This window comes from Halomonas sp. AOP5-B2-8, assembly GCF_052376475.1.
GTDB lineage: Bacteria > Pseudomonadota > Gammaproteobacteria > Pseudomonadales > Halomonadaceae > Vreelandella > Vreelandella casei.
Genome location: NZ_JBQSVS010000004.1, coordinates 26033 through 46917, shown reverse-complemented (window position 1 = coordinate 46917; position 20885 = coordinate 26033). Strand labels below are relative to the sequence as shown.

General features: G+C 56.3%; 20 protein-coding genes. 16 read left to right on the top strand and 4 right to left on the bottom strand.

Translation table 11 applies throughout. The features are described 5' to 3' along the window. Positions 1-127: 127 nt before the first annotated feature. Complete coding sequence (locus ACT3RP_RS10360) at positions 128-817, top strand: pirin family protein (protein WP_444671790.1); 690 nt, start codon at positions 128-130, stop codon at positions 815-817. Between the two features lie 72 nt (positions 818-889). On the opposite strand, the gene serA is transcribed toward ACT3RP_RS10360, so the two are convergent. Then, positions 890-2134, bottom strand: a complete 1245-nt coding sequence (gene serA / locus ACT3RP_RS10355; RefSeq protein WP_444671789.1) for a phosphoglycerate dehydrogenase — start codon at positions 2132-2134, stop codon at positions 890-892. A gap of 237 nt (positions 2135-2371) precedes the next feature. On the opposite strand from serA, the gene ACT3RP_RS10350 reads away from it, so the two are divergent. The 3 genes from ACT3RP_RS10350 to dxs all read left to right on the top strand — a co-directional run bounded on the left by ACT3RP_RS10350 (position 2372) and on the right by dxs (position 5606). Continuing rightward, the gene (locus ACT3RP_RS10350) at positions 2372-2686 is read left to right on the top strand and encodes an exodeoxyribonuclease VII small subunit (protein WP_192535821.1); all 315 of its coding nucleotides are present in this window, start codon (positions 2372-2374) and stop codon (positions 2684-2686) included. After that, complete coding sequence (locus tag ACT3RP_RS10345; RefSeq protein ID WP_444671788.1) at positions 2680-3603, top strand: farnesyl diphosphate synthase; 924 nt, start codon at positions 2680-2682, stop codon at positions 3601-3603. The genes ACT3RP_RS10350 and ACT3RP_RS10345 overlap by 7 nt, the downstream gene beginning before the upstream one ends. 92 nt (positions 3604-3695) lie before the next feature. Then, positions 3696-5606: a 1-deoxy-D-xylulose-5-phosphate synthase gene (gene dxs, locus ACT3RP_RS10340; protein WP_444671787.1), complete on the top strand. Its 1911-nt coding sequence runs from the start codon at positions 3696-3698 to the stop codon at positions 5604-5606. A gap of 26 nt (positions 5607-5632) precedes the next feature. Here dxs and ACT3RP_RS10335 read toward each other — a convergent pair whose 3' ends face one another. Continuing rightward, a complete protein-coding gene (locus tag ACT3RP_RS10335; protein ID WP_441685461.1) occupies positions 5633-5941 on the bottom strand; it encodes a MarR family transcriptional regulator in 309 nt (102 codons plus the stop codon). A 4-nt stretch (positions 5942-5945) separates the two neighbouring features. Then, positions 5946-8270, bottom strand: a complete 2325-nt coding sequence (locus ACT3RP_RS10330) for an FdhF/YdeP family oxidoreductase (RefSeq protein WP_483393734.1) — start codon at positions 8268-8270, stop codon at positions 5946-5948. Positions 8271-8489: 219 nt separating this feature from the next. Here ACT3RP_RS10330 and djlA point away from each other — a divergent pair, with 219 nt between their 5' ends. From djlA to mnhG, 9 genes are all read left to right on the top strand, one after another. Beyond that, on the top strand, positions 8490-9248 hold the full coding sequence (gene djlA, locus ACT3RP_RS10325) for a co-chaperone DjlA (protein WP_441685467.1): 759 nt from the start codon (positions 8490-8492) through the stop codon (positions 9246-9248). 78 nt (positions 9249-9326) lie between these two features. Next, positions 9327-9698, top strand: coding sequence for a hypothetical protein (locus ACT3RP_RS10320; protein ID WP_441685469.1), 372 nt, complete (start codon positions 9327-9329; stop codon positions 9696-9698). Continuing rightward, positions 9695-10312, top strand: coding sequence for a glutathione S-transferase family protein (locus ACT3RP_RS10315; protein WP_441685471.1), 618 nt, complete (start codon positions 9695-9697; stop codon positions 10310-10312). The genes ACT3RP_RS10320 and ACT3RP_RS10315 overlap by 4 nt, the downstream gene beginning before the upstream one ends. A gap of 272 nt (positions 10313-10584) precedes the next feature. Further along, positions 10585-13515, top strand: coding sequence for a monovalent cation/H+ antiporter subunit A (locus ACT3RP_RS10310; RefSeq protein ID WP_444671785.1), 2931 nt, complete (start codon positions 10585-10587; stop codon positions 13513-13515). Beyond that, complete coding sequence (locus ACT3RP_RS10305; RefSeq protein WP_096277176.1) at positions 13515-13859, top strand: Na+/H+ antiporter subunit C; 345 nt, start codon at positions 13515-13517, stop codon at positions 13857-13859. The genes ACT3RP_RS10310 and ACT3RP_RS10305 overlap by 1 nt, the downstream gene beginning before the upstream one ends. Continuing rightward, complete coding sequence (locus ACT3RP_RS10300; RefSeq protein WP_441685475.1) at positions 13856-15469, top strand: monovalent cation/H+ antiporter subunit D; 1614 nt, start codon at positions 13856-13858, stop codon at positions 15467-15469. Before ACT3RP_RS10305 ends, ACT3RP_RS10300 begins: the two co-directional genes overlap by 4 nt. Then, positions 15466-15969, top strand: a complete 504-nt coding sequence (locus tag ACT3RP_RS10295; protein ID WP_444671784.1) for a Na+/H+ antiporter subunit E — start codon at positions 15466-15468, stop codon at positions 15967-15969. Before ACT3RP_RS10300 ends, ACT3RP_RS10295 begins: the two co-directional genes overlap by 4 nt. Before the next feature lie 12 nt (positions 15970-15981). Further along, positions 15982-16260 (top strand): K+/H+ antiporter subunit F, encoded by a 279-nt coding sequence (locus ACT3RP_RS10290; RefSeq protein ID WP_441685477.1) that lies wholly within the window; start codon positions 15982-15984, stop codon positions 16258-16260. Further along, on the top strand, positions 16257-16634 hold the full coding sequence (gene mnhG / locus ACT3RP_RS10285) for a monovalent cation/H(+) antiporter subunit G (protein WP_441685479.1): 378 nt from the start codon (positions 16257-16259) through the stop codon (positions 16632-16634). Before ACT3RP_RS10290 ends, mnhG begins: the two co-directional genes overlap by 4 nt. A 58-nt stretch (positions 16635-16692) precedes the next feature. Here mnhG and ribA read toward each other — a convergent pair whose 3' ends face one another. After that, on the bottom strand, positions 16693-17328 hold the full coding sequence (gene ribA, locus ACT3RP_RS10280; RefSeq protein ID WP_441667771.1) for a GTP cyclohydrolase II: 636 nt from the start codon (positions 17326-17328) through the stop codon (positions 16693-16695). A gap of 239 nt (positions 17329-17567) precedes the next feature. On the opposite strand from ribA, the gene hemE reads away from it, so the two are divergent. The 3 genes from hemE (at position 17568) to ACT3RP_RS10265 (ending at position 20815) form a co-directional block, all read left to right on the top strand. Continuing rightward, positions 17568-18680, top strand: a complete 1113-nt coding sequence (gene hemE / locus ACT3RP_RS10275) for a uroporphyrinogen decarboxylase (RefSeq protein ID WP_483393733.1) — start codon at positions 17568-17570, stop codon at positions 18678-18680. Continuing rightward, complete coding sequence (gene speE, locus ACT3RP_RS10270; RefSeq protein ID WP_441685484.1) at positions 18680-19546, top strand: polyamine aminopropyltransferase; 867 nt, start codon at positions 18680-18682, stop codon at positions 19544-19546. Before hemE ends, speE begins: the two co-directional genes overlap by 1 nt. A gap of 243 nt (positions 19547-19789) precedes the next feature. Beyond that, positions 19790-20815, top strand: coding sequence for an amino acid ABC transporter substrate-binding protein (locus tag ACT3RP_RS10265; protein WP_441685485.1), 1026 nt, complete (start codon positions 19790-19792; stop codon positions 20813-20815). Positions 20816-20885 lie beyond the last annotated feature (70 nt).

The window sequence follows — 20885 nt, the reverse complement described above, 5'->3', positions numbered from 1 at the left end:
GGGGATTAAACGGCGAGTTCAATCCATCGATTTATTCGACGAGATCGTACTGAAACCTTCACCCCACGCCGCTCCAACGAAGCGTATATTGGGGTTATTCCATCCCACGCATTCTAGTGAGTACACCATGATTATTCGCCGAGCCAATGAGCGCGGCTACGCTGACCACGGCTGGCTACGCTCTTACCATACCTTTTCCTTCGCCAACTACGTTGATCCAAAGCACATGGGATTTCGTGCCCTGCGCGTTATCAATGAAGACCGCGTGACGGGCGGCCATGGCTTTGGCGCTCACTCCCACCGCGACATGGAGATTATCTCCTACGTGCTGGAAGGGGAAATGGAGCACAAAGACAATATGGGCAACGGTGAAGTGATGCGCCCAGGCGACGTGCAGCGCATGTCGGCAGGCACCGGCGTGCAGCACAGCGAGTTCAACCATTCTGAGCAATCCGACCTGCATTTTCTGCAGATATGGATTGAGCCAAAACAGCTGGGCATTGCTCCCAGCTACGAGCAGAAAGCCTTCCCGCCGGCTGAGCGGCAGGGAAAGTGGCGTCTGGTGGCTTCTGAAGAAGGCCGCGATGGGTCTGTGGGCATTAACCAGGATGTTAACCTTTACGCAGGGCTGTTCGCAGCAGGGGAAAGCACGACTACACCACCCGCCCGTCATGCCTGGCTGCATGTTGTTAACGGCACCATGGAAATTAACGGTGAAACGCTCGGCGCAGGCGACGCGGCCGCTTTCCAGCCGGAAGAGATGATTACTCTCACCGGTAAAGAAGCGGGCGAAGTGCTGCTGTTTGACCTGGCTTAATAGCCTGCACCAACCAAAACGGCGCCTCAAAAGAGGCGCCGTTTTTTATGCGGTGGCCTTTACTGCTAAGCGCTAGCTGTTGTGAGACGAGTAGAGCGCACGAATTTTTAGCGTGTGATCTACCTGCTTCAATGCTTCCAGCGCTTGAGGGCCGTAGGCTTTATCGACATCGATAACCACATAGCCGACTTTCTCATTGGTCTGCAGATACTGGCCGGAGATGTTGATGCCATTTTCAGACAACACACGGTTAATCTGCGACAGCACACCCGGTACGTTGTCATGAATATGCAGCAGGCGGTGCTTGTCTGGATGTGCAGGCAGCGCCACTTCAGGGAAGTTAACCGAGGTCACAGTGGTGCCGTTATCAGAATACGTAATCAGTTTTTCTGACACTTCAATGCCGATGTTCTCCTGAGCTTCCAGGGTTGAACCACCCACGTGTGGCGTCAAAATCACGTTTTCTAGGCCACGCAGCGGGCTTTGGAACTCCTCGTTGTTACCTTTCGGCTCCACCGGGAAGACGTCAATCGCCGCACCGTTCAGTTTGCCCGCTTTAATCGCATCTGCCAGCGGTTCGATTTCTACCACGCTGCCGCGCGCAGCATTGATAAAGATTGCGCCTTGCTTCATGGCCGCAATCTCTTTCGCGCCGATCATCCAACGGGTTGAGGCAAGATCAGGCACGTGTAAGCTGACCACATCCGCACGCCCCAGTAGCTCTTCAAGGCTGCCCACTTGGCTGGCATTACCCATGCCCAGTTTGGTGATCACGTCGTAAAAAATAACGTTAAAGCCTAACGACTCAGCCAGCACAGAAAGCTGCGCGCCGATACTGCCGTAACCAACGATACCCAGCGTTTTACCGCGGGCTTCGTGAGAATTTTTCGCTGATTTCAGCCAGCCGCCCTGATGGGCACGAGCGTTTTTCTCAGGAATACCTCGCAGCAGCATAATTGCCTCTGCCAGCACCAGTTCAGCCACGGAGCGTGTATTGGAGTACGGGGCATTGAACACCGCGATGCCGCGCTTCAGCGCTGCAGTCAAATCGACCTGGTTGGTGCCGATACAGAAACAGCCAACACCCACCAGCTTCTCTGCCGCTTCGAAAACGCGCTCAGTCAGCTGCGTCCGCGAGCGAATGCCGATGAAGTGCACATCGCGGATCTTTTCGATCAGCGCGTCTTCATCCAGCGACGTCGGCAGGTGCTCAATGCTGGCGTAACCTGATGTGTGAAAATTGTCCACCGCGCTTTGGTGGACGCCCTCGAGTAGCAGGATCTTGATCTTGCTCTTGTCCAGGGACGTTTTGGCCATGGCTGAATCAACCTCTAATGGGCGGCGGCATGCGCCGTGTATCGGTTCACGGAAGGCCCATATCCTAGCACAGCCCGCCTCATTCAGACCGATTCAAGATGATGAAAAGTGTGCGTGCTAACGATGAATCTGTCGCAAGTCGTCGCCTTTCGCGTATATGGAAAGGCAGACGCCCCCCCCAGGCGTCGGTGTATACTATGTACCTATATTTAAAAATATCGGCTTGCAGGCACCCCAATGAGCGACACCACATCATCTCCGCAGGATTTTGCCGCGACGGTTGAGCAACTCGAAACCATCGTCGAACGCCTAGAATCAGGCGAGCTCTCATTGGAAAATGCGCTGACTGCATTTGAGCAGGGCGTGCGATTAACTCGCGATGCTCAACAGCGGCTGGATACCGCTGAGCTTAAAGTGCGGGCACTCAGTGAAGACAGCGAAGGACGCTTAAACGTGACACCCTTTGCTGGCCCTGACGATGCTAAGAACGATCTCAAGGACGTGCCCAAGGACGACGCCGAGGAAGACAGCAAGGAGACGCCCCCATGGTAGCCACGCAGTCTAGCCAGCTTGCCGTTTTACGCCGTACTAGCACTGCCCGCGTAGATGCGACCCTAGCGGCATTGTTTGATAATCGACAGGACGATGATAGAAAGCTTGATAATCGACAGGCGGTCGCTCCCCGGCTGGAGGCCGCCATGCGCCATGGCCTGCTAGCCGGCGGCAAACGCCTGCGCCCACTGCTGGTATATATGGCGGGCCACGCGCTAGGCGCAAAAGACGATGCGCTGGATGCCCCTGCCGCAGCAATTGAGCTGATTCATGCCTACTCGTTGATTCATGACGACCTGCCCGCCATGGACGATGACGACCTGCGTCGCGGACAGCCCACCGTGCATAAAGCCTTTGATGAGGCGAGCGCGATTCTAGCCGGGGATGCGCTGCAGGCGCTGGCATTTGAAGTACTGTCCAGCACAGCACATCCGCGGCTTGGTAATTTGGTATATACGCTTGCCTGCGCCTCAGGGCGCGATGGCATGGTGGCAGGCCAGGCGCTGGATCTAGATGCGGTCGGTGGTCATCCGGATGTCGATGCGCTGGCCCACATGCATGCCCATAAAACCGGTGCCCTGATCGTTGCCGCCGTGCGCCTAGGCGGCCTTGTGGCGGTTGATGAAGACGACCCACGCTTAGGCGCGTTAACTCGCTACGCAGCCGCCATTGGTTTAGCCTTCCAGATTCACGACGACATACTGGACGTGACCGGCGATACCGCTACCCTAGGTAAAACGTCAGGCGCCGATGCCGCACGTGCCAAGCCCACTTATCCCAGCCTGCTGGGTTTAGAAGGCGCACAGCGTAAAGCACAAAGCCTGATCGACGAAGCCATTGCCGCGCTTGCCCCACTGGGGGAGCGTGCTGCACCGCTGGCCGATCTTGCCCACTACATGATCGAGCGCGACCACTAAGCAATGTCTATGCAAACAATGTCTATGCAAACAATGTCCCTGAAAATAATGTCTATGCAAACGATGTCTATGAAAATAATGTCTATGAAAACATGCCCATGAAGCTGTTCGACGAGATTCCCCGTGAGCGCCCTGCAACGCCCCTGCTCGACTCTTTTGATCACCCGGCTGCGCTGCGGGCCATGAACGCGCACCAGCTCGCCCAGCTGGCCGACGAGCTGCGCGCCTATTTGCTGTATAGCGTAGGCGTGTCTGGTGGGCACTTTGGTGCCGGGCTTGGCGTTGTCGAGCTCAGCGTTGCCCTGCACCGTGCCTTCCATACGCCGGACGACCGCTTGGTGTGGGACGTTGGCCATCAGGCCTACCCACACAAAATTCTTACCGGTCGTCGTGAGACGATGCTCAGCATTCGCCAGCACGGCGGCTTAGCGGCCTTCCCTAACCGTGCTGAATCTGAGTACGACACCTTCGGCGTGGGGCATTCCAGCACCTCTATTTCAGCAGCACTCGGCATGGCATTGGCCGCCAAAGCACAGGGCAGCCAGCGGCGCGTTTGTGCGATTATTGGTGACGGTGCGCTAACGGCAGGCATGGCGTTTGAAGCCCTTGCCCATGCAGGCCACGTCAACGCTAACCTGCTTGTGGTGCTCAACGACAACGAAATGTCGATTTCCGAGAACGTTGGCGGCATGGCCACCTATCTCGCCCGGGTACTCTCCAGCAAGCCCTACCTCAAAATTCGCGAAGAGAGCAAGAAAGTGCTTTCACACCTGCCCGGCGCACTGGAGCTTGCCCGACGCACCGAAGAGCACATGAAAGGCATGGTCAGCCCCGCCACGCTGTTTGAAGAAATGGGCTTTAACTACGTAGGCCCCATCGATGGCCACGACCTTGGCGCGCTCACCGAGACGCTTGAGAACCTGCGTGACCTTGATGGGCCGCAGTTTCTGCATATCAAAACGGTGAAAGGCAAAGGTTTCTTACCGGCGGAAGCGGATCAGATTGGCTATCACGCGATTACCAAGCTCGAAAAACCCAGTGCAGCGCTCAAGCAAGCGCCGCTACCGAAAAGCGTCGTTAAGAAAAAGTACTGCAATGTGTTCGGCGATTGGCTTTGCGATATGGCTGCTCACGATTCGCGCCTACTGGCGATCACCCCCGCGATGCGTGAAGGCTCCGACTTAATTCGCTTCTCTAAGCAGTACCCGGAGCGCTATTTCGATGTCGCGATCGCCGAGCAGCACGCCGTAACGCTAGCGGCGGGCATGGCCTGCGAAGGCATGAAGCCCGTCGTTGCCATTTACTCTACCTTTCTGCAGCGCGGCTATGATCAGTTAATTCACGATGTGGCGGTACAAAACCTGGACGTCACCTTCGCGATTGATCGAGCGGGCCTGGTAGGCGAAGACGGCCCCACGCATCACGGCAGCATGGACCTTTCCTTCTTACGCTGTGTGCCGGGCATGGTGATTCTCGCCCCGGCGGATGAAGCCGAGTGTCGCGCCATGCTCAGCGCTGCTTATCACTACCCCGGCCCTGCCGCCGTACGCTACCCGCGCGGCACCGGCCCGGGTGTCGATATTCCAACGCACCTTGAGCCTCTAGCGATTGGCAAAGCGGAGATCCGCCGCCAGTCTTCTAACGACGGCGTGCGCATCGCGCTGCTCGCTTTTGGCAGCTTAAACGGCCCTGCTGCCGAGATTGCCGAACGCTTAAACGCGACGCACATCAATATGCGCTCGATTAAACCGTTGGATCGCGATGCAGTGCTTCACGCCGCCGATGAACACGAACTGCTGGTTACGCTGGAAGAGAACGTCGTTGCTGGCGGCGCAGGCAGCGCGGTTAACGAGCTGCTGCATGCCGAAGGCGTGCAGATAGAAGTATTAAATCTCGGCCTACCGGATACCTTTATCGAGCACGGCACGCCCGACCAGCTGCTGCACGACTGCGGCCTGGACGCTGAGGGCATCGAAGCCGCCATTCGCCAGCGGCAGCCATAGCAACCGCTGCGTGCTAAACCGCTAACTTAGCCCATCGCGAGAAGCGGTTTAATCAACACCACCCGCAGTGCCGAGCTTGCCCCACCAGCGGGCTGGGAATGAACCCAGCCCGCCTCTTCAAGCGTGGTGCAGGCGCGACGGATAAGCGCATGCTCAATATCCAAATGTCTCGCTAATAGCGCGCTGGAAACACCCTTGTCAGAGGGCGGCGAAGCATCAAGCGCCAGCAGCACCAGCGCGGCCAGGGTGTCGAGCTCGGGATACGCGGCCTGCAGTGCGGTGAGTGCGCGCTGCAGGTGTTGCCCCTCCGTGGGTTCAGGCATTTTCTCAGACATTTATTCAGACAATCCGGGCGCTAGCTTCCAGGCGAATAGCAATCGACTTGGAGGCTGGGGTATGGCTTTGATCGCCTTTATGATCCAGCGGGATCAGCGGATTGGTTTCGGGGTAGTAAGCGGCGGCACAGCCTTCGGGCGTTGCGTAAGCAACGACTTTAAAGCCATCCACTCGGCGGGTAATGCCATCGCCCGATTCGCCAATCAAATCCACCCACTGGCCTGCTTTAAAGCCCAGCCGATCAATATCCTTGGTATTCAGGAAAATCACCTGGCGGCCGTTTTCAATGCCCCGATAGCGGTCGTTATAGCCGTATATCGTGGTGTTGTACTGATCGTGGGAGCGCATGGTTTGCAGGGTTAGCCAACCACCTTCTCGGCCCGTCATCTGCTGGTGCATTACCTGCTCAGGCAACCTGGCATCAGAAAACTCGGCCTTGCCGCTCTGGGTAGGGAAGCGCAGCTCAAAGGCCGGATTCATCAGCCAAAAGCCGCGCGGCTCACGCACACGCTCATTAAAATTATCAAAACCGGGAATGACGGCTTCGATATGCTCGCGAATCACGTCGTAGTCGTCACGCATGGCGGCCCAATCGGCTACGTCGTTACCCAGCAAGCGCTCGGCAAGGCCGGTCAATATGGTGATTTCAGAGGGTAGCGTGCTATCCACCGGGCGATTAATGCCCGCCGACCCGTGCACCATGCTCATAGAGTCTTCCACGGTAATTAGCTGCGGCTTGCCTGTTGCGCTGCGGTCGACCTCGGTGCGCCCCAAACAAGGCAGAATCAGCGCGTCTTTACCCGTCACTAAGTGGCTGCGGTTGAGCTTGGTACTAATAAACGCCGTTAAGCGGCATTGAGACATCGCCGCTTCGGTCACTCGGCTGTCGGAAATAGCGCGGGTAAAATTACCGGCTAGGCCAATAAACACCTTGCCCGGCTGATCACGCATGGTCTGTACGGCGGCCACAGAATCAACGCCAAACGCTCTTGGCATGGGTCTTTGGTAACGGCTTTCCAGGGCGTCCAGCAGTGCATCCGAGGGCTTTTCGAAAATACCCATCGTTCGGTCGCCCTGCACATTGGAGTGTCCGCGTACCGGCGAGGTACCGGCGCCGGGTTTACCCAGGTTTCCGCAAAGCAGTAGCAGGTTAACAATTTCACGAACGGTCGGCACCGAGTGCACGTGCTGCGTAATGCCCATCGCCCAGCAGATAATAGTGGCGTTGGAGCGGGCATACAGCATCGCGGCCTGCTCGATTTCCGCTCGACTTAAGCCTGCCTGAGCCTCAATCTTCTCCCACTCAGTGGCCTCTACTTCGCGGCGGTAGGCGTCAAGTTCAACGGTGTGCTCAGCGATAAATTGATGGTCCAGCACGGGTTCGCCTGCGCCATCACGCTCAAACAGCGCTTTCGCCATGCCGCGCAAAACGGCCATATCGCCGCCCAGCTTAGGGCAAAAGTAATGCGAGCTGATGGCATGGCTGCCGTTATGCAGCATTTCAAGCGGCTTTTGCGGGTTGGCAAACTTCTCAAGCCCCCGCTCGCGCAGCGGATTGAAGCTGACGATCGTGGCGCCACGCTCAGCGGCTTCACGCAGCGTACCCAGCATACGCGGGTGGTTGGTGCCGGGATTCTGGCCAAATACAAAAATCGCCTCGGCCTGCTCAAAATCCGCCAGCCGCACGCTGCCCTTGCCAGTCCCCAGCGCCGCGCCAAGGGCAACGCCGCTCGCCTCATGGCACATATTCGAACAGTCCGGCAGGTTGTTGGTGCCATAGAGCCGCGCCAGCAGCTGGAACACGTACGCCGACTCGTTACCCGCCTTTCCGGAGGTATAGAAGATAGCGTCATTCGGCGTGGGCAGCGCCTTAAGTTCTGCGGCCATCAAGTCCAGCGCCGCGTCCCAGGCAACCGGCTCGTAGTGGTCGGTTTCAGCGTTGTAGCGCATCGGCTCGACCAGCCGCCCCTGATCTTCCAGACGATAGTCGTCCCAGGTTTTGAGTTCGCTAACGGTATGCTTGGCAAAGAAATCCCGCGTCACTCGCTTGGAAGTGGACTCCCACGTCACTGCTTTTACGCCGTTCTCACAAAATTCGAATGAAGAACCGTGCTCAGGGTCACCCCAGGCGCAGCCGGGGCAATCAAACCCATCGGGCTGATTGAGCTTAAACAGCGCCCGCGCATTGGTAGCCACGGCGCGGCTATGCAGTAAATGCTTACCCACGGCTTTAAGCGCACCCCAGCCCCCAGCCGGGTTGTGATACTCAAAAACCTTGGGATCGTGTACCTTAGAGCTTTTTGGGGCATCAGGATTCGGCGAGGACATCGTGCTTCTCCATACAGAAGGGAAGGAAGCATCGTATTAGTCATTAGCCTGCCTCCTTATAGTGCGTTACGTTCGACCAAAAGCGCCGCCTGGTCAAGTAGTGAACGCGCAGTGCCGCCATTAGCGATGAGCGCCGTCACTGACCGGCACTAAGCAAGCAGAGCGCTCGCCGCGCAAGAATGCCTTAAGTCCTTATCTTTCAACTACTTTGAGATTTCTATGCTATTACTTATTATCATTTTCAGCCTAATCGGCCTAGCGTTTGGCGGACCGGTTGGACTGCTGGTTGGCGGCGGTCTGGGTTGGTGGGCGGGGCAACGTCTCAGCCGCCGCTTAAACGGCGCCCGCGTGCGCATTCAAGAAGGCTTTTTGGAGTCAATTTTTTCTGTCATGGGCTGCCTGTGCCAAGCCGACGGAAAAGTCACCGAAGGCGAGCTGGGCGTTGCCGAAAAGCTCTTTGATCAGATGCGGCTGCAAGGCGAGCAGCGCGCCAAGGCGCGTGCCGCCTTCGAACGGGGCCGCGCCGCTGACTTCAACTTAGACGCTGAGCTGGCCGCGGTTAATCGCCTGACTCAGCGTCAGCCCGTTTTGCGTCAGGTTTTTATCCAGGTTCAGCTCACCGCTATCTCAGCCGACGGCGTTCTGCATCCTGCCGAGCATGAAATGATTCTGCGCGTTGCTCGCGGGGTGGGCTGTAGCGAAGCCGAAGTTCAGCAGATCGAAGCGATGCTGCACGGTGCTGCCGCGAACTCTCAAGGCGCCAGCGAAGAAGCGCTTAAAGATGCTTACCGTGTTCTGGGCGTTTCTGAAGACGCCAGCGATGCTGAGATAAAGAAAGCCTATCGCCGCTTAATGAGCCAAAACCACCCCGACAAACTCGCGGGCAAAGGCTTGCCAGAAAGCATGCGCGACGTTGCACAGGCGCGCACGAGCGAAATTGGCAACGCCTACGAGCGTATCAGCGAATCACGCGCTTGATCATCGCAGCTTATTCGCCTTCAACGCCTACCTGCGCTAGAGTTAAACGCACCTTATTCCAACACTGGAGAAAGCATCATGCGCGTACAACTTTCTAGCATTATGGGCGTTTGTTTCACTATAGCGCTGGGCGGCATGTCTGCTAGCGCGCTTGCTGAGTCCGCTGGTGAGCGACTTTCTGGCGATGAAATTCGTGAGCTGGTGTGGGGCAACCAGGTACAGGGAGCGATGGCAGGCGGCCAAGACTATAGCGAAATCTACCTTCCCGAAGGTGAAATTGTTGGCGACGGTTACTCAGGCCAGGCGACCATCGTTGATGACACCATGTGCTTCGATTACGGTGACGACGAGATTAACTGCTACGGGGTTAGCCGCGATAGTGATGGCCGCATCGAATGGATCTCCGATGACGAAGTCGTCGGCTACGGCAATATCAGTGATGCACCATGATCACGCTATACAGTTTTCCAAAATCGCGCTCTTTGCGGGTGTCGTGGACCCTTGAAGAGCTTGGCGTTGAGTATCAATGCCAACACATAGCGCTAGATAAAGGTGAGGGCCAAACGGCCGAGCATTTGGCGCGCCACCCTGATGGGAAGGTGCCTGCGCTTGAGGATGGTGACGTCCACTTATTTGAATCTGCGCCGATTTGCCGTTATTTGGCCGAAACGTATAGCAACGGCACGCTGCTGCCTAATGATCCAGCTGCCCGTGCTCAGATCGACCAGTGGCTCAGCTTTATCGTGACGGAAATTGAGCAGCCTCTTTGGAATCAAGCCAAGCACACGTTTGCCCTGCCCGATGATAAGCGTGTTCCCGCGATTCTACCGGTGTGCGCTTGGGAGTTTCAGCGTGCGCTGGCCGCTTTAGAGCGTCGCTACCACGGTCAAGAAAACTTGGTCGGTGAGTCGTTCACACTCGCTGATCTGTTTTTAACCCACACCCTATCGTGGGCGATCAGCATGAAACACCGCTTACCTGACACGCTAATAGCCTATCGCGAACGCCACATTCAGCGCCCTGCTATGGCGCGTGCTATAGCCCGCGAAGAAAACGCGGCTTAACGTCCTTACCTGCCTTTCTAGCGAGGCGGCCGCTGGAAAGGCAGGCGGCTTACTAGGGGCATCTCAGCCCCATAAAACAGCCAAGTCGTGTGCGCTGAGATCGTTTGATCTCCTTAACATGTGTGCGTAAAGCCGCACATTTACGCTTGTGCATCATTACGTGATCACGTAAATTCAACACTAAAGTCGATATCACATTCACTCACTTTGGTGCATTACTGCCCTCGATTTAGCTTTCCCGCCCTAAGATTCACTACCTTTTACGGAGCCCTATGCTGCTACTGTTACTCATCCTAATGCCAGTAGTTGGCAGCATAATAGCCGCGCTCATGCCGACCAATGCGCGTAACCGTGAAGCATGGCTAGCCGGAGGTATTGCCTTTGTAGGGTTAGTCATCACCGCCTATCTCTATACTCAGATAGGCCCTGGTGAACTAGGTACTGGAGAACTAGGCACTGGTGACGTCGTCCGCTATCAGCTTGAGTGGATGCCCGATTACGGGCTGAATTTCATACTTCGCATGGATGGCCTGGCATGGATGTTCTCAATGCTGATTCAAGGCATCGGCGTACTGGTGGTCATTTACGCACGTTATTACATGTCACCCGAAGACCCCGTGCCGCGCTTTTTCTCTTTCTTCTTAGCCTTTATGGCCTCCATGCTTGGCGTTGTGCTATCGGGTAATCTTATCCAGCTGGTTGTGTTTTGGGAGCTGACCAGCCTGACCTCCTTCTTACTCATTGGCTACTGGCACCACCGTGCAGATGCACGGCGCGGCGCACGCATGGCGTTTACCGTGACGGCCACTGGTGGGCTTTGCTTGCTGGTCGGCGTACTGATGCTTGGCCATATCGTTGGCAGCTATTCATTAGATGTGGTGCTGGCATCAGGGGATCTGATTCGTGCGCACCCTTGGTACTTACCCACGCTGATTTTAATCGCGTTAGGGGCGCTGACCAAAAGCGCTCAGTTCCCGTTTCATTTTTGGCTACCTCACGCCATGGCGGCGCCGACGCCCGTCTCGGCTTTTTTGCATTCGGCGACGATGGTCAAAGCCGGTGTGTTTTTATTGATGCGCCTATGGCCGTCTCTTTCAGGAACGCCCGAGTGGACATTAATCATTGGTGGCGCGGGGCTCTGCACGCTACTCATTGGTGCCTTTACCGCCATTTTCCAGCACGACCTTAAAGGCCTGTTGGCTTACTCAACGATCAGCCACCTGGGGCTAATTACCTTATTGCTGGGCATTGGCACGCCGCTGGCGATGGTCGCTGCGCTGTTCCACACGCTTAATCACGCTACATTCAAAGCATCGCTGTTTATGGCGGCGGGTATTATCGACCATGAGAGCGGCACCCGGGATATGCGCCATTTGCGCGGGCTCTTTAAGGTGCTGCCGTATACCGCCACCTTGGCGATTGTTGCGAGTGCGGCCATGGCCGGTGTGCCGCTGCTTAACGGCTTTCTTTCTAAAGAAATGTTTTTCGCCGAGGCATTGGCAGTAGGGTCGGCCCGTAACTGGAGCATGTCCGCTGCGGCCGTGTTAATGGGCATTTTCAGCGTTGCCTACTCGCTGCGGTTTATCAATGTGTTCTTTGGCCCGCTGGCGACCGACCTGCCGCGTACGCCGCACGAACCGCCGCGCTGGATGCGCTTCCCGGTAGAGTTCTTAGTACTTTGCTGCCTAGTAGTGGGAGTGATTCCTGGGCTGAGTATTGGTCCCTTCCTCAACACCGCGGCAATCTCAGTCCTCGGCGAGCAAACGCCCGGCTATAGTCTTTCCGTTTGGCACGGCTTTAATCTGCCGCTGCTAATGAGTGTGGTGGCGTTGGGCGGGGGCGTACTGCTTTATATCTGGCTACGCACACGCCACGGCTTGATCCAATCCAACCGCGTGCCGTTTCTCTATCGCTTTAATGGCAAACAAGCCTATGAGAGCACGATGCTGAGGATTTCCTCCAGCGCCTCGCTGCTTGAAAAACTATTGAGTACCCGGCGCGTACAGCCTCAACTGCTGCTAATGATTACGCTGCTATTAGCGGTGCCGCTGCTGATCGTTAGGCCCGTTTCATTGTTGACTTTTTCAGCCAACGGCGAGTTTTCCCCGCTGTTCGCCGGCCTGTGGGTAATTGGCGCCATTTGTGCCGTGGCAGCCGCCTGGCAGGCTAAATACCACCGCTTAGCAGCGCTCAGTTTGGTGGGCGGTGTCGGCATCGTGGTCAGCATTACCTTCCTCTGGCTATCGGCGCCCGATCTCGCCCTGACCCAGCTTATGGTTGAAACCGTCACGACGGTACTGATTCTGCTTGGCCTTCGCTGGCTGCCTGCGCGGATTACCCCCAAAGAGCTCAACATGCGAGCCACGCGCCTTTCGTGGTTTAGACGCTCGCGGGATATGGTGGTCGCCGTGGTCGCGGGCCTGTGCATGAGTATTGTCAGCTATGCGGTATTGGTGCGCTCGGCACCCGTGGGCAGCATTTCTGATTTCTTCATGACGCGCGCGCTGAGTGAAGGCGGCGGCAGCAATGTGGTTAACGTGCTGCTGGTGGATTTCCGTAACTTCGATACGTTAGGCGAAATCGTCGTCCTCGCCGTGGTAGCGCTGACGGTATACGCCCTGCTGCGGCGCTTTCGCCCTGCGCCGGAAAGCCTGCCAATTCCGGCGCAACAGACCAATAATGTTGACCCCGCCGCCGGCCAAACGCCCGTACAGCAAGTGGAAAGCGGCTATTTAATGGTGCCCGCCGTTTACCTGCGCATGCTGCTTCCGATCATGGTAGTCATTGCTGCTTACTTCTTTATTCGTGGCCATAATCTTCCCGGCGGCGGTTTCGTTGCGGGGCTTACGTTTGCCGTCGCGATTATTGTTCAGTACATGCTAGGCGGCACGACCTGGGTAGAAAAACATCTGCGCTTACAGCCACACCGTTGGATTGCGTTTGGATTAATCATCGCGTGCGCAACGGGGCTGGGGTCCTGGCTGTTCGGCTACCCCTTCCTAACCACGCACACTGCCCATATGACGCTGCCGATACTAGGCGAGATTCACCTACCCAGCGCCTTTGTTTTCGATTTAGGCGTCTTTGGCGTAGTGGTAGGGTCAACAATCTTGATTCTCGTGGCCTTGGCTCACCAATCGGTGCGTAGCCATCGTCTGCCCATTAGTAACATCGCCCCCGTTATCAACAAGGAGGCCAACTGATGGAAGCCGTCATAGCGATTGCCATTGGCATTATGTTTGGCGCTGGCGTCTGGCTGATCCTGCGCCCACGTTCTTTCCAGGTCATTACCGGCCTGCTGCTCATTTCCTACGCGGTGAATCTGTTTATTTTCATTATGGGCCGCCTGTCGATCAATCAAGCACCGCTGACGCTGGGTGAAGGGGCAATTGACCCTTCACTGTACGCTGACCCGCTGCCGCAGGCGCTGGTGTTAACGGCGATTGTCATCGGCTTTGCGACCACCGCCCTCTATCTAGTGGTGATGATCGGCGCACGCGGTTTAACCGGCACGGATCATGTCGATGGTAAGGAGATGGATAAATGAGCCTACCGTGGGTTCAACACCTCATCCTTGCCCCGGTATTAGTACCCTTGCTATGCGGCGCACTGCTGATCTTGATTAACGAGCGCCGTCATGAGCGTAAGTTTCTTATTAACCTTGTCAGCACCGTGTCTTTGCTAATAATTTCACTGGTGCTGCTTTACCTGTCTGACCGCGAATACTGGCCCAACGGCATTGGCGTTTATCTCTCAGCTAACTGGGCGGCGCCCTTCGGTATTGTGCTGCTGGTCGACCGGCTTACCGCGGTGATGATGCTGCTGACGTCAGTGCTGGCAATCGCCTCGTTAGTATTTTCGATGTCGCGCTGGAGCCGTATCGGCGTCCACTTTCACTCGCTGTTTCAATTCTTATTAATGGGTATTAACGGCGCTTTTCTGACTAATGATCTGTTCAACCTATTCGTCTTTTTTGAGGTGATGCTGGCAGCCTCCTATGGGTTAGTACTGCACGGCTACAATACCCGGCGCATCCGCGCGGGCATGCAATACATCGTGGTCAATTTGCTGGCATCGTTCTTCTTCTTGATAGGCGTGGCGCTGATTTATGCAACGACCGGCACCTTGAACATGACCGATCTCGCCGCGCGTTTAGATCTGTTAGCCGCTGAAGACCTGGTGCTGCTGAAAGTGGGCGTTGTTATTCTAGCGCTCGCCTTTTTGACCAAAAGCGCTATGTGGCCGCTGGGGTTCTGGCTACCCACCACCTATTCAGCCACATCGCCGCCGGTGGCCGCGATGATGGTACTGATGACCAAGATTGGCGTGTACGTGCTGCTGCGGCTGTGGCTGCTGCTGTTCTCGGATGGACCGGCGGCAGGCTTTGGCTTCGATCTATTGCTATGGGGCGGGCTCGCGACGCTGGCATTCGGTACCATTGGGTTGCTGGCCAGCCAAGAACCAGGCCGTATGGCCGGCTATGCTGCGGTCATCTCGTCCGGCACGCTGTTAGCAGCGGTAGGCTACGGGCAGCCCGAACTCATCAACATTGCGCTGTTTTATATGATTAGCTCGACGCTCGCCGTCGCAGCGTTCCTGCTGCTAATTGAGCTGATTGAGCGGATCAGAACCCCCGGCGCGGCGATGCTAGCGCTGACCATGGAAGCCTTTGCCGTTGATGATAAGCCTGACGAGCCGGTGGGTGTGCCTATCCCAGGTGCGCTGGCGTTTTTAGGGCTCGCCTTCGCCGGATGCGCGCTGGTGATCACAGGCCTACCGCCGCTATCGGGCTTTGTGGCGAAATTTGGCCTGATGCATACCTTGCTCAATCCAGAAGGAATGTCGACCGGCATGGTGACCTGGCTGCTGCTGACGCTGATAGTACTTTCAGGTTTGGCGGGCATTATTTCGCTGATGCGCTTTGGCGTGCGCACCTTTTGGGCCACTAAACACACCACGGCACCGCATTTACAGCGCTCGGAGGTGGCACCCATCACCGCGCTGCTGCTGCTCTGCGTGCTGCTAACGGCCCAGGCGGGGCCTACCGTGGCCTATCTGGAGCGTAGCGCTGAGCCGCTTCATCAACCGGGCCTGTATATTGAGCGCATTGAGTCTGCCCCGGTGATCACCCAAGAGCCGTTGGGAGAACGCACATGAGCCTGCACCGCTGGCTACCCTCGCCGATGCTTTCCGTTGCCCTGCTGGCTATGTGGCTAATGCTCAACCAGAGCGTAGCGCCCGCCCAGATACTGCTCGGCACGCTGCTTGCGATTGCCGCCCCCTTAATGACCAAGCCGCTGCGCCCGATGACGCCGGTACCGTTTAGAAAGCCGCTGGTGATGGCCCGCCTGTTGACGCTATCGCTAATAGAGATTATTCGCTCCTGCTTCAACGTGAGCCGGATCATTCTCTTCGCCAAGCCTCAAGGGCTGAATTCACAGTTTATTAAAGTACCGCTGGACTTGAAGCATTCTCACGGCTTAGCGCTGCTGTCGTGCCTGATTAACTCTACGCCGGGTACGGTGTGGGTAGAAATTTTACCCGACACCCATGATTTGGTGCTGCATGTGTTTGATCTTCACGACGCCCAATGGTGGGTCGACACCATCAAGACACGCTACGAGAAACCGTTGATTGAGATCTTCGACAATGTATAGGAGCGCGCGCCAATGACGGCCCTTTTATCGTTAGCCATCAACTTCACACTGGTGTGTATCCTTCTGGCGATGATGCTGTGCGTCGTGCGCCTGCTGCTTGGCCCCACCGCACAAGACCGAGTGCTCGCACTGGACACGCTATGGATGTGCGCAATGCTCCTCGCGTTAGCGCTAGGCCTGCGTTTTGGTAATCTGATTTATTTTGAAGTGGCCATGCTCATCGCATTGACGGGCTTTGTCTCGACGGTGGCCCTCACGAAATTTTTAATGCGCGGCGAGGTGATCGAATGAGCCCTGACTTTGAAAACCTCCCCTTATGGGTCAGCCTGCCCGTCACTCTGCTGCTGGTGCTGGGCAGCCTGATAGTGCTGATTGGCGCGATAGGCCTGGTGCGTTTGCCGCACTTTTTTCAGCGTATCCATGGCCCGGCGATCACGGTCACTTTAGGCGCTGGCTGCATTTTAATCGCATCAATGCTGTTCTTTACCGCGCTGCAGTCGCGCCTGGTGATTCACGAGCTACTCATCACCGCGTTCATTTTGCTTACAGCGCCTGTCGTGGCAATGCTACTTATGCGCACCGCGGTCTATCGAGACCTCCGGGCGCGCCGGCGCGATAGCAAGACAGAATCAAACGAAGTTTATCCCTTCTCACCGGATGAGTAAGAAGGGCTAACGCCATAGCAATGGCGCCCCTTCTGTTAGCCTGACACCGTCCGCTTACCTAGCCCTTACGCTCAATATCCACATCGCTGGCGCGGGTAAAATCATCAAGGGCCATCATGTGGCCCAGCTTGCCCGCTTTGGTTGAAAGATAGTGTTCGTTATGGGGATTTAGGCCGGTCGTGATGGGCAGGCGCTCTACTACGTTGACACCGTCGCGGGTGAGCGCGTCAACCTTACGCGGGTTGTTGGTCATTAAGCGTAGCGATGTAACGCCTAGGTGATTGAGCATGGGCACGCACAGATCGTATCGGCGCATATCGGCACCAAAGCCGAGCTGCTCGTTGGCCTCTACCGTGTCAGCACCTTGGTCTTGCAGATTGTAAGCACGAATTTTGTTCAAAAGCCCAATGCCGCGTCCTTCTTGGCGCAGATAAAACAGTACGCCGCGGCCCTCTTCAGCGATGCGTTTGAGCGCCTCCTGCAACTGATAGCCACAGTCGCAGCGCATTGAGAACAGCGCATCGCCGGTCAAACACTCAGAATGCACACGCCCAAGTACCGGCTCATCGCCGGTCACGTCACCCAGCGTTAGCGCGATATGATCTTTGCCAGTAGCCTCATCTTCGAAGCCATGCATAGTAAAAGTGGCCCAGGGCGTGGGCAGTCGGGAAGCGGCAATGAAGCGAATGGTCACAGGTTACCTCGTTGATTAACCAAACCAGTTAACCACACCAGTGTTGGCAAAGTAGGCAAGTATTCTATCAGGAAGCGGCGCCCGCCTCACGGTGGTTAGACGGCTAAATAGCGGAGAAAAATTGGCTGGGTGCGACGATTTTGCCACGCGGTAAGCCGCTCTCGCGCCTATCTTCAAGTACAACTTCAAGTACAATTACCCCCATACAATGCGGGCAAATTTCCTAAGAGCAAGTGTTTATGACGACTACACCGTTGAAAAATGATCGTTTTCTTCGCGCGCTGGCGCGTCAGCCCGTGGATCGCACGCCGGTATGGATGATGCGTCAGGCTGGCCGCTATCTGCCAGAATATCGCGCCAGACGGGCCGATGCGGGCAGCTTTATGGACCTGTGCCGCAATCAAGACCTGGCCTGCGAAGTAACGCTTCAGCCGCTGGAACGCTATCCACTGGATGCGGCTATCCTGTTTTCGGATATTTTAACCATTCCGGATGCGATGGGGCTTGGCCTGTACTTTGAAACTGGCGAAGGCCCTAAATTTCGTAAAACGGTACGCACGCAGGCAGAAGTTGACGCGCTGAGCGTGCCCAATGCCGAGCGCGACCTAGATTACGTGATGCGCGCGGTGTCGACTATTCGCCGCGAGCTGAACGGGCGTATGCCACTTATCGGATTCTCTGGCAGCCCCTGGACACTGGCGACTTACATGGTGGAAGGCAGCTCTAGCAAAGATTTCCGCCACTTAAAAACCATGCTCTACGACACGCCAGACACTCTGCACCAGCTGCTGAATACGCTGGCGCAGTCGGTGACCGACTATCTGAATGCGCAGATTCGCGCGGGTGCCCAGGCGGTACAGATTTTTGACACTTGGGGCGGCGCGCTTTCAACACCTGCCTACCTTGAGTTTTCGCTGCGCTATATGAAGCAGATCGTGGCGGGGCTGATCCGCGAACACGACGGGCGCCGCGTGCCGGTGATTCTGTTCACCAAAAACGGCGGCCAGTGGCTGGAACATATCGCTGACGCCGGTGCCGATGCGCTGGGTATCGACTGGTCCACCGAGCTTTCCGATGCTCGCGCCCGCGTTGGTCATAAAGTGGCGCTACAGGGCAACCTGGACCCCAACGTGCTGTTTGCCCGCCCCTCGGCAATTCGCACAGAGGTTGCTCGCGTGCTTGAAAGCTACGGCCATGGCCCTGGCCACGTGTTTAACCTGGGCCACGGCATCAGCCAATTTACGCATCCGGACAACGTCACCGCCTTCATGGAGGCGCTGCACGAGCTAAGCCCGCAGTATCACCGGGATATTTCGACCCCATCCAACGTCACGCATCCAGGAGCCAATTGATGAGCGAATTACGCGACGACCAGTGGTTTACCGAAGTCTTTGATAGCCACGGCAGCGCTTTCTCACTGAAGATTTCTGAAAAGTTGCTGGATGTGCAGAGTCCGTACCAGCACTTAGAAGTCTACGCCACCGAGACCTACGGCAACTTAATGGTGCTGGATGGCTGCGTGATGCTGACGGATCGCGATAATTTTCTTTACCACGAGATGATTGCGCACCCGGCGCTGTTTACCCATCAAGATCCTAAGCGTGTAGTGATTATTGGCGGCGGCGACTGCGGCACCTTAAAAGAAGTGCTGCGTCACCCTGGCGTTGAAAAAGTCACTCAGATCGATATCGATGAAGAGGTTACCAAAGCATCACAACGCTTCTTCCCTACGCTGGTGGCGTCGAATAACGATCCGCGGGCCGAGCTGCTGTTCGCCGATGGTGTGAAGTGGGTCGACGATGCACCGGATGAGAGTATCGACGTGTTAATTATCGACTCCACCGACCCGGTTGGCCCCGCCGAAGGGCTGTTTAAAACTGACTTCCTAAAGCGCTGTCACCGCATTTTGAAAAGTGGCGGCGTAATGGTGCAACAGAGCGAGTCGCCGCTTTATCATAGCGGATCGATCATTCGCGAACTGCGCCACGATATGCAAGAAGCCGGATTTGACAGCGTTGCTACGCTGCCTTTCCCGCAGCCGGTTTACCCCTCAGGCTGGTGGAGCGTGACGCTGGCCGGTAAATCTATCGACGTTAATGCGTTCCGTGAACAGGACGCCGCAAGCCACGGCCTGCCGCTGGAGTATTACAGCGTTGATGCCCACCGTGGGGCGCTCGTGCTACCGCCGTTTATGCGCAAGGCATTTGCGGCCGAGTAAATAACGCCCTTAGCCCGTCGTTTGACCACTGCCCATCTTGTTCTGCCCTAGAAAGGTGCAAGAGCAAGTGGGCAGTCTCGTTTTTTGCATATAGACGTTCGTCTCGAATCCGTTGAGTAGCGTTGAAAAGCGCTGAATTAGCGCCTGTACCCTTGTTGGCATCTTACTTGCTAGGTTTAGTTACATGCTAAGGCATGCGTAATTCTGGGAATTCAGGATTCTAATTGATTCAAGGGGAACTATATGCTGAACAAAAAACACCTCGTGCTACTAGCGTCTGCTGGCTCAGTGACGTTAGCGGGAATAGCAACGGCTCAAGCAGACGTCTTAGAAGATACCATCGAGCGCGGGGCCGTTCAGTGTGGCGTGAGTGACGGCCTGCCTGGCTTTTCTGCACCGGATGGCGACGGTAACTGGCAAGGCCTGGACGTTGATGTATGCCGTGCAGTCGCCGCAGCCGTACTTGGCGATTCAGAAGCGGTCAACTACATCTCCCTTAACGCCGTTGAGCGCTTTACCGCTCTTCAATCGGGCGAAGTGGATGTTCTTTCGCGCAATACCACCTGGACCACCACTCGGGATACCACCCTGGGCCTCAATTTCGCAGGGGTTAACTTCTACGACGGTATCGGCTTTATGGTTAGCCGCGACCTTGGCATTAACGGTGCAATGGAACTTGATGGCGCCGCTATCTGTATCCAAACGGGCACCACGACCGAATTGAACGTGGCCGATTACTTTCGCGCCAACGATATGGAATTTGACCCCATCGTTTTCGATACCTCTGAGCAAACCGTTGGCGGCTTCCAGGCCGGGCGCTGCGATGTACTGACCTCCGACACCTCACAACTGGCAGCGCTACGTATCCAACTTGACGACCCCGAAGGCGCGGTCATTCTACCTGAGATTATTTCTAAAGAGCCGCTTGGCCCCGTCGTGCGGCAAGGCGATGACACTTGGTTTAACATCGTTAAGTGGTCGCTGTTCGCTATGATTAACGCCGAAGAATACGGCGTGACCAGCGAAAATGCTGAGGAAATGCTCAGCTCTGAAAATCCGGACGTGGCTCGCCTGCTCGGCCAAGACGGTAACTATGGCGAAGGCATGGGCTTAGAGGCTGACTGGGCTTACAACATTATCAGTCAGGTCGGTAACTACGCTGAAAGCTTTGAACGTAACGTAGGCATGGGCTCTCCGCTTGAAATTGAGCGCGGTGTGAACGCTCTTTGGAACGCCGGTGGCTTCCAGTACGCTCCTCCGATTCGCTAAGCGTCTCGCTTGACCCTGGCCCGCCGACTTTTCCAGTCTTCATATCAAGGAATGGGCGGGCCATCTGATT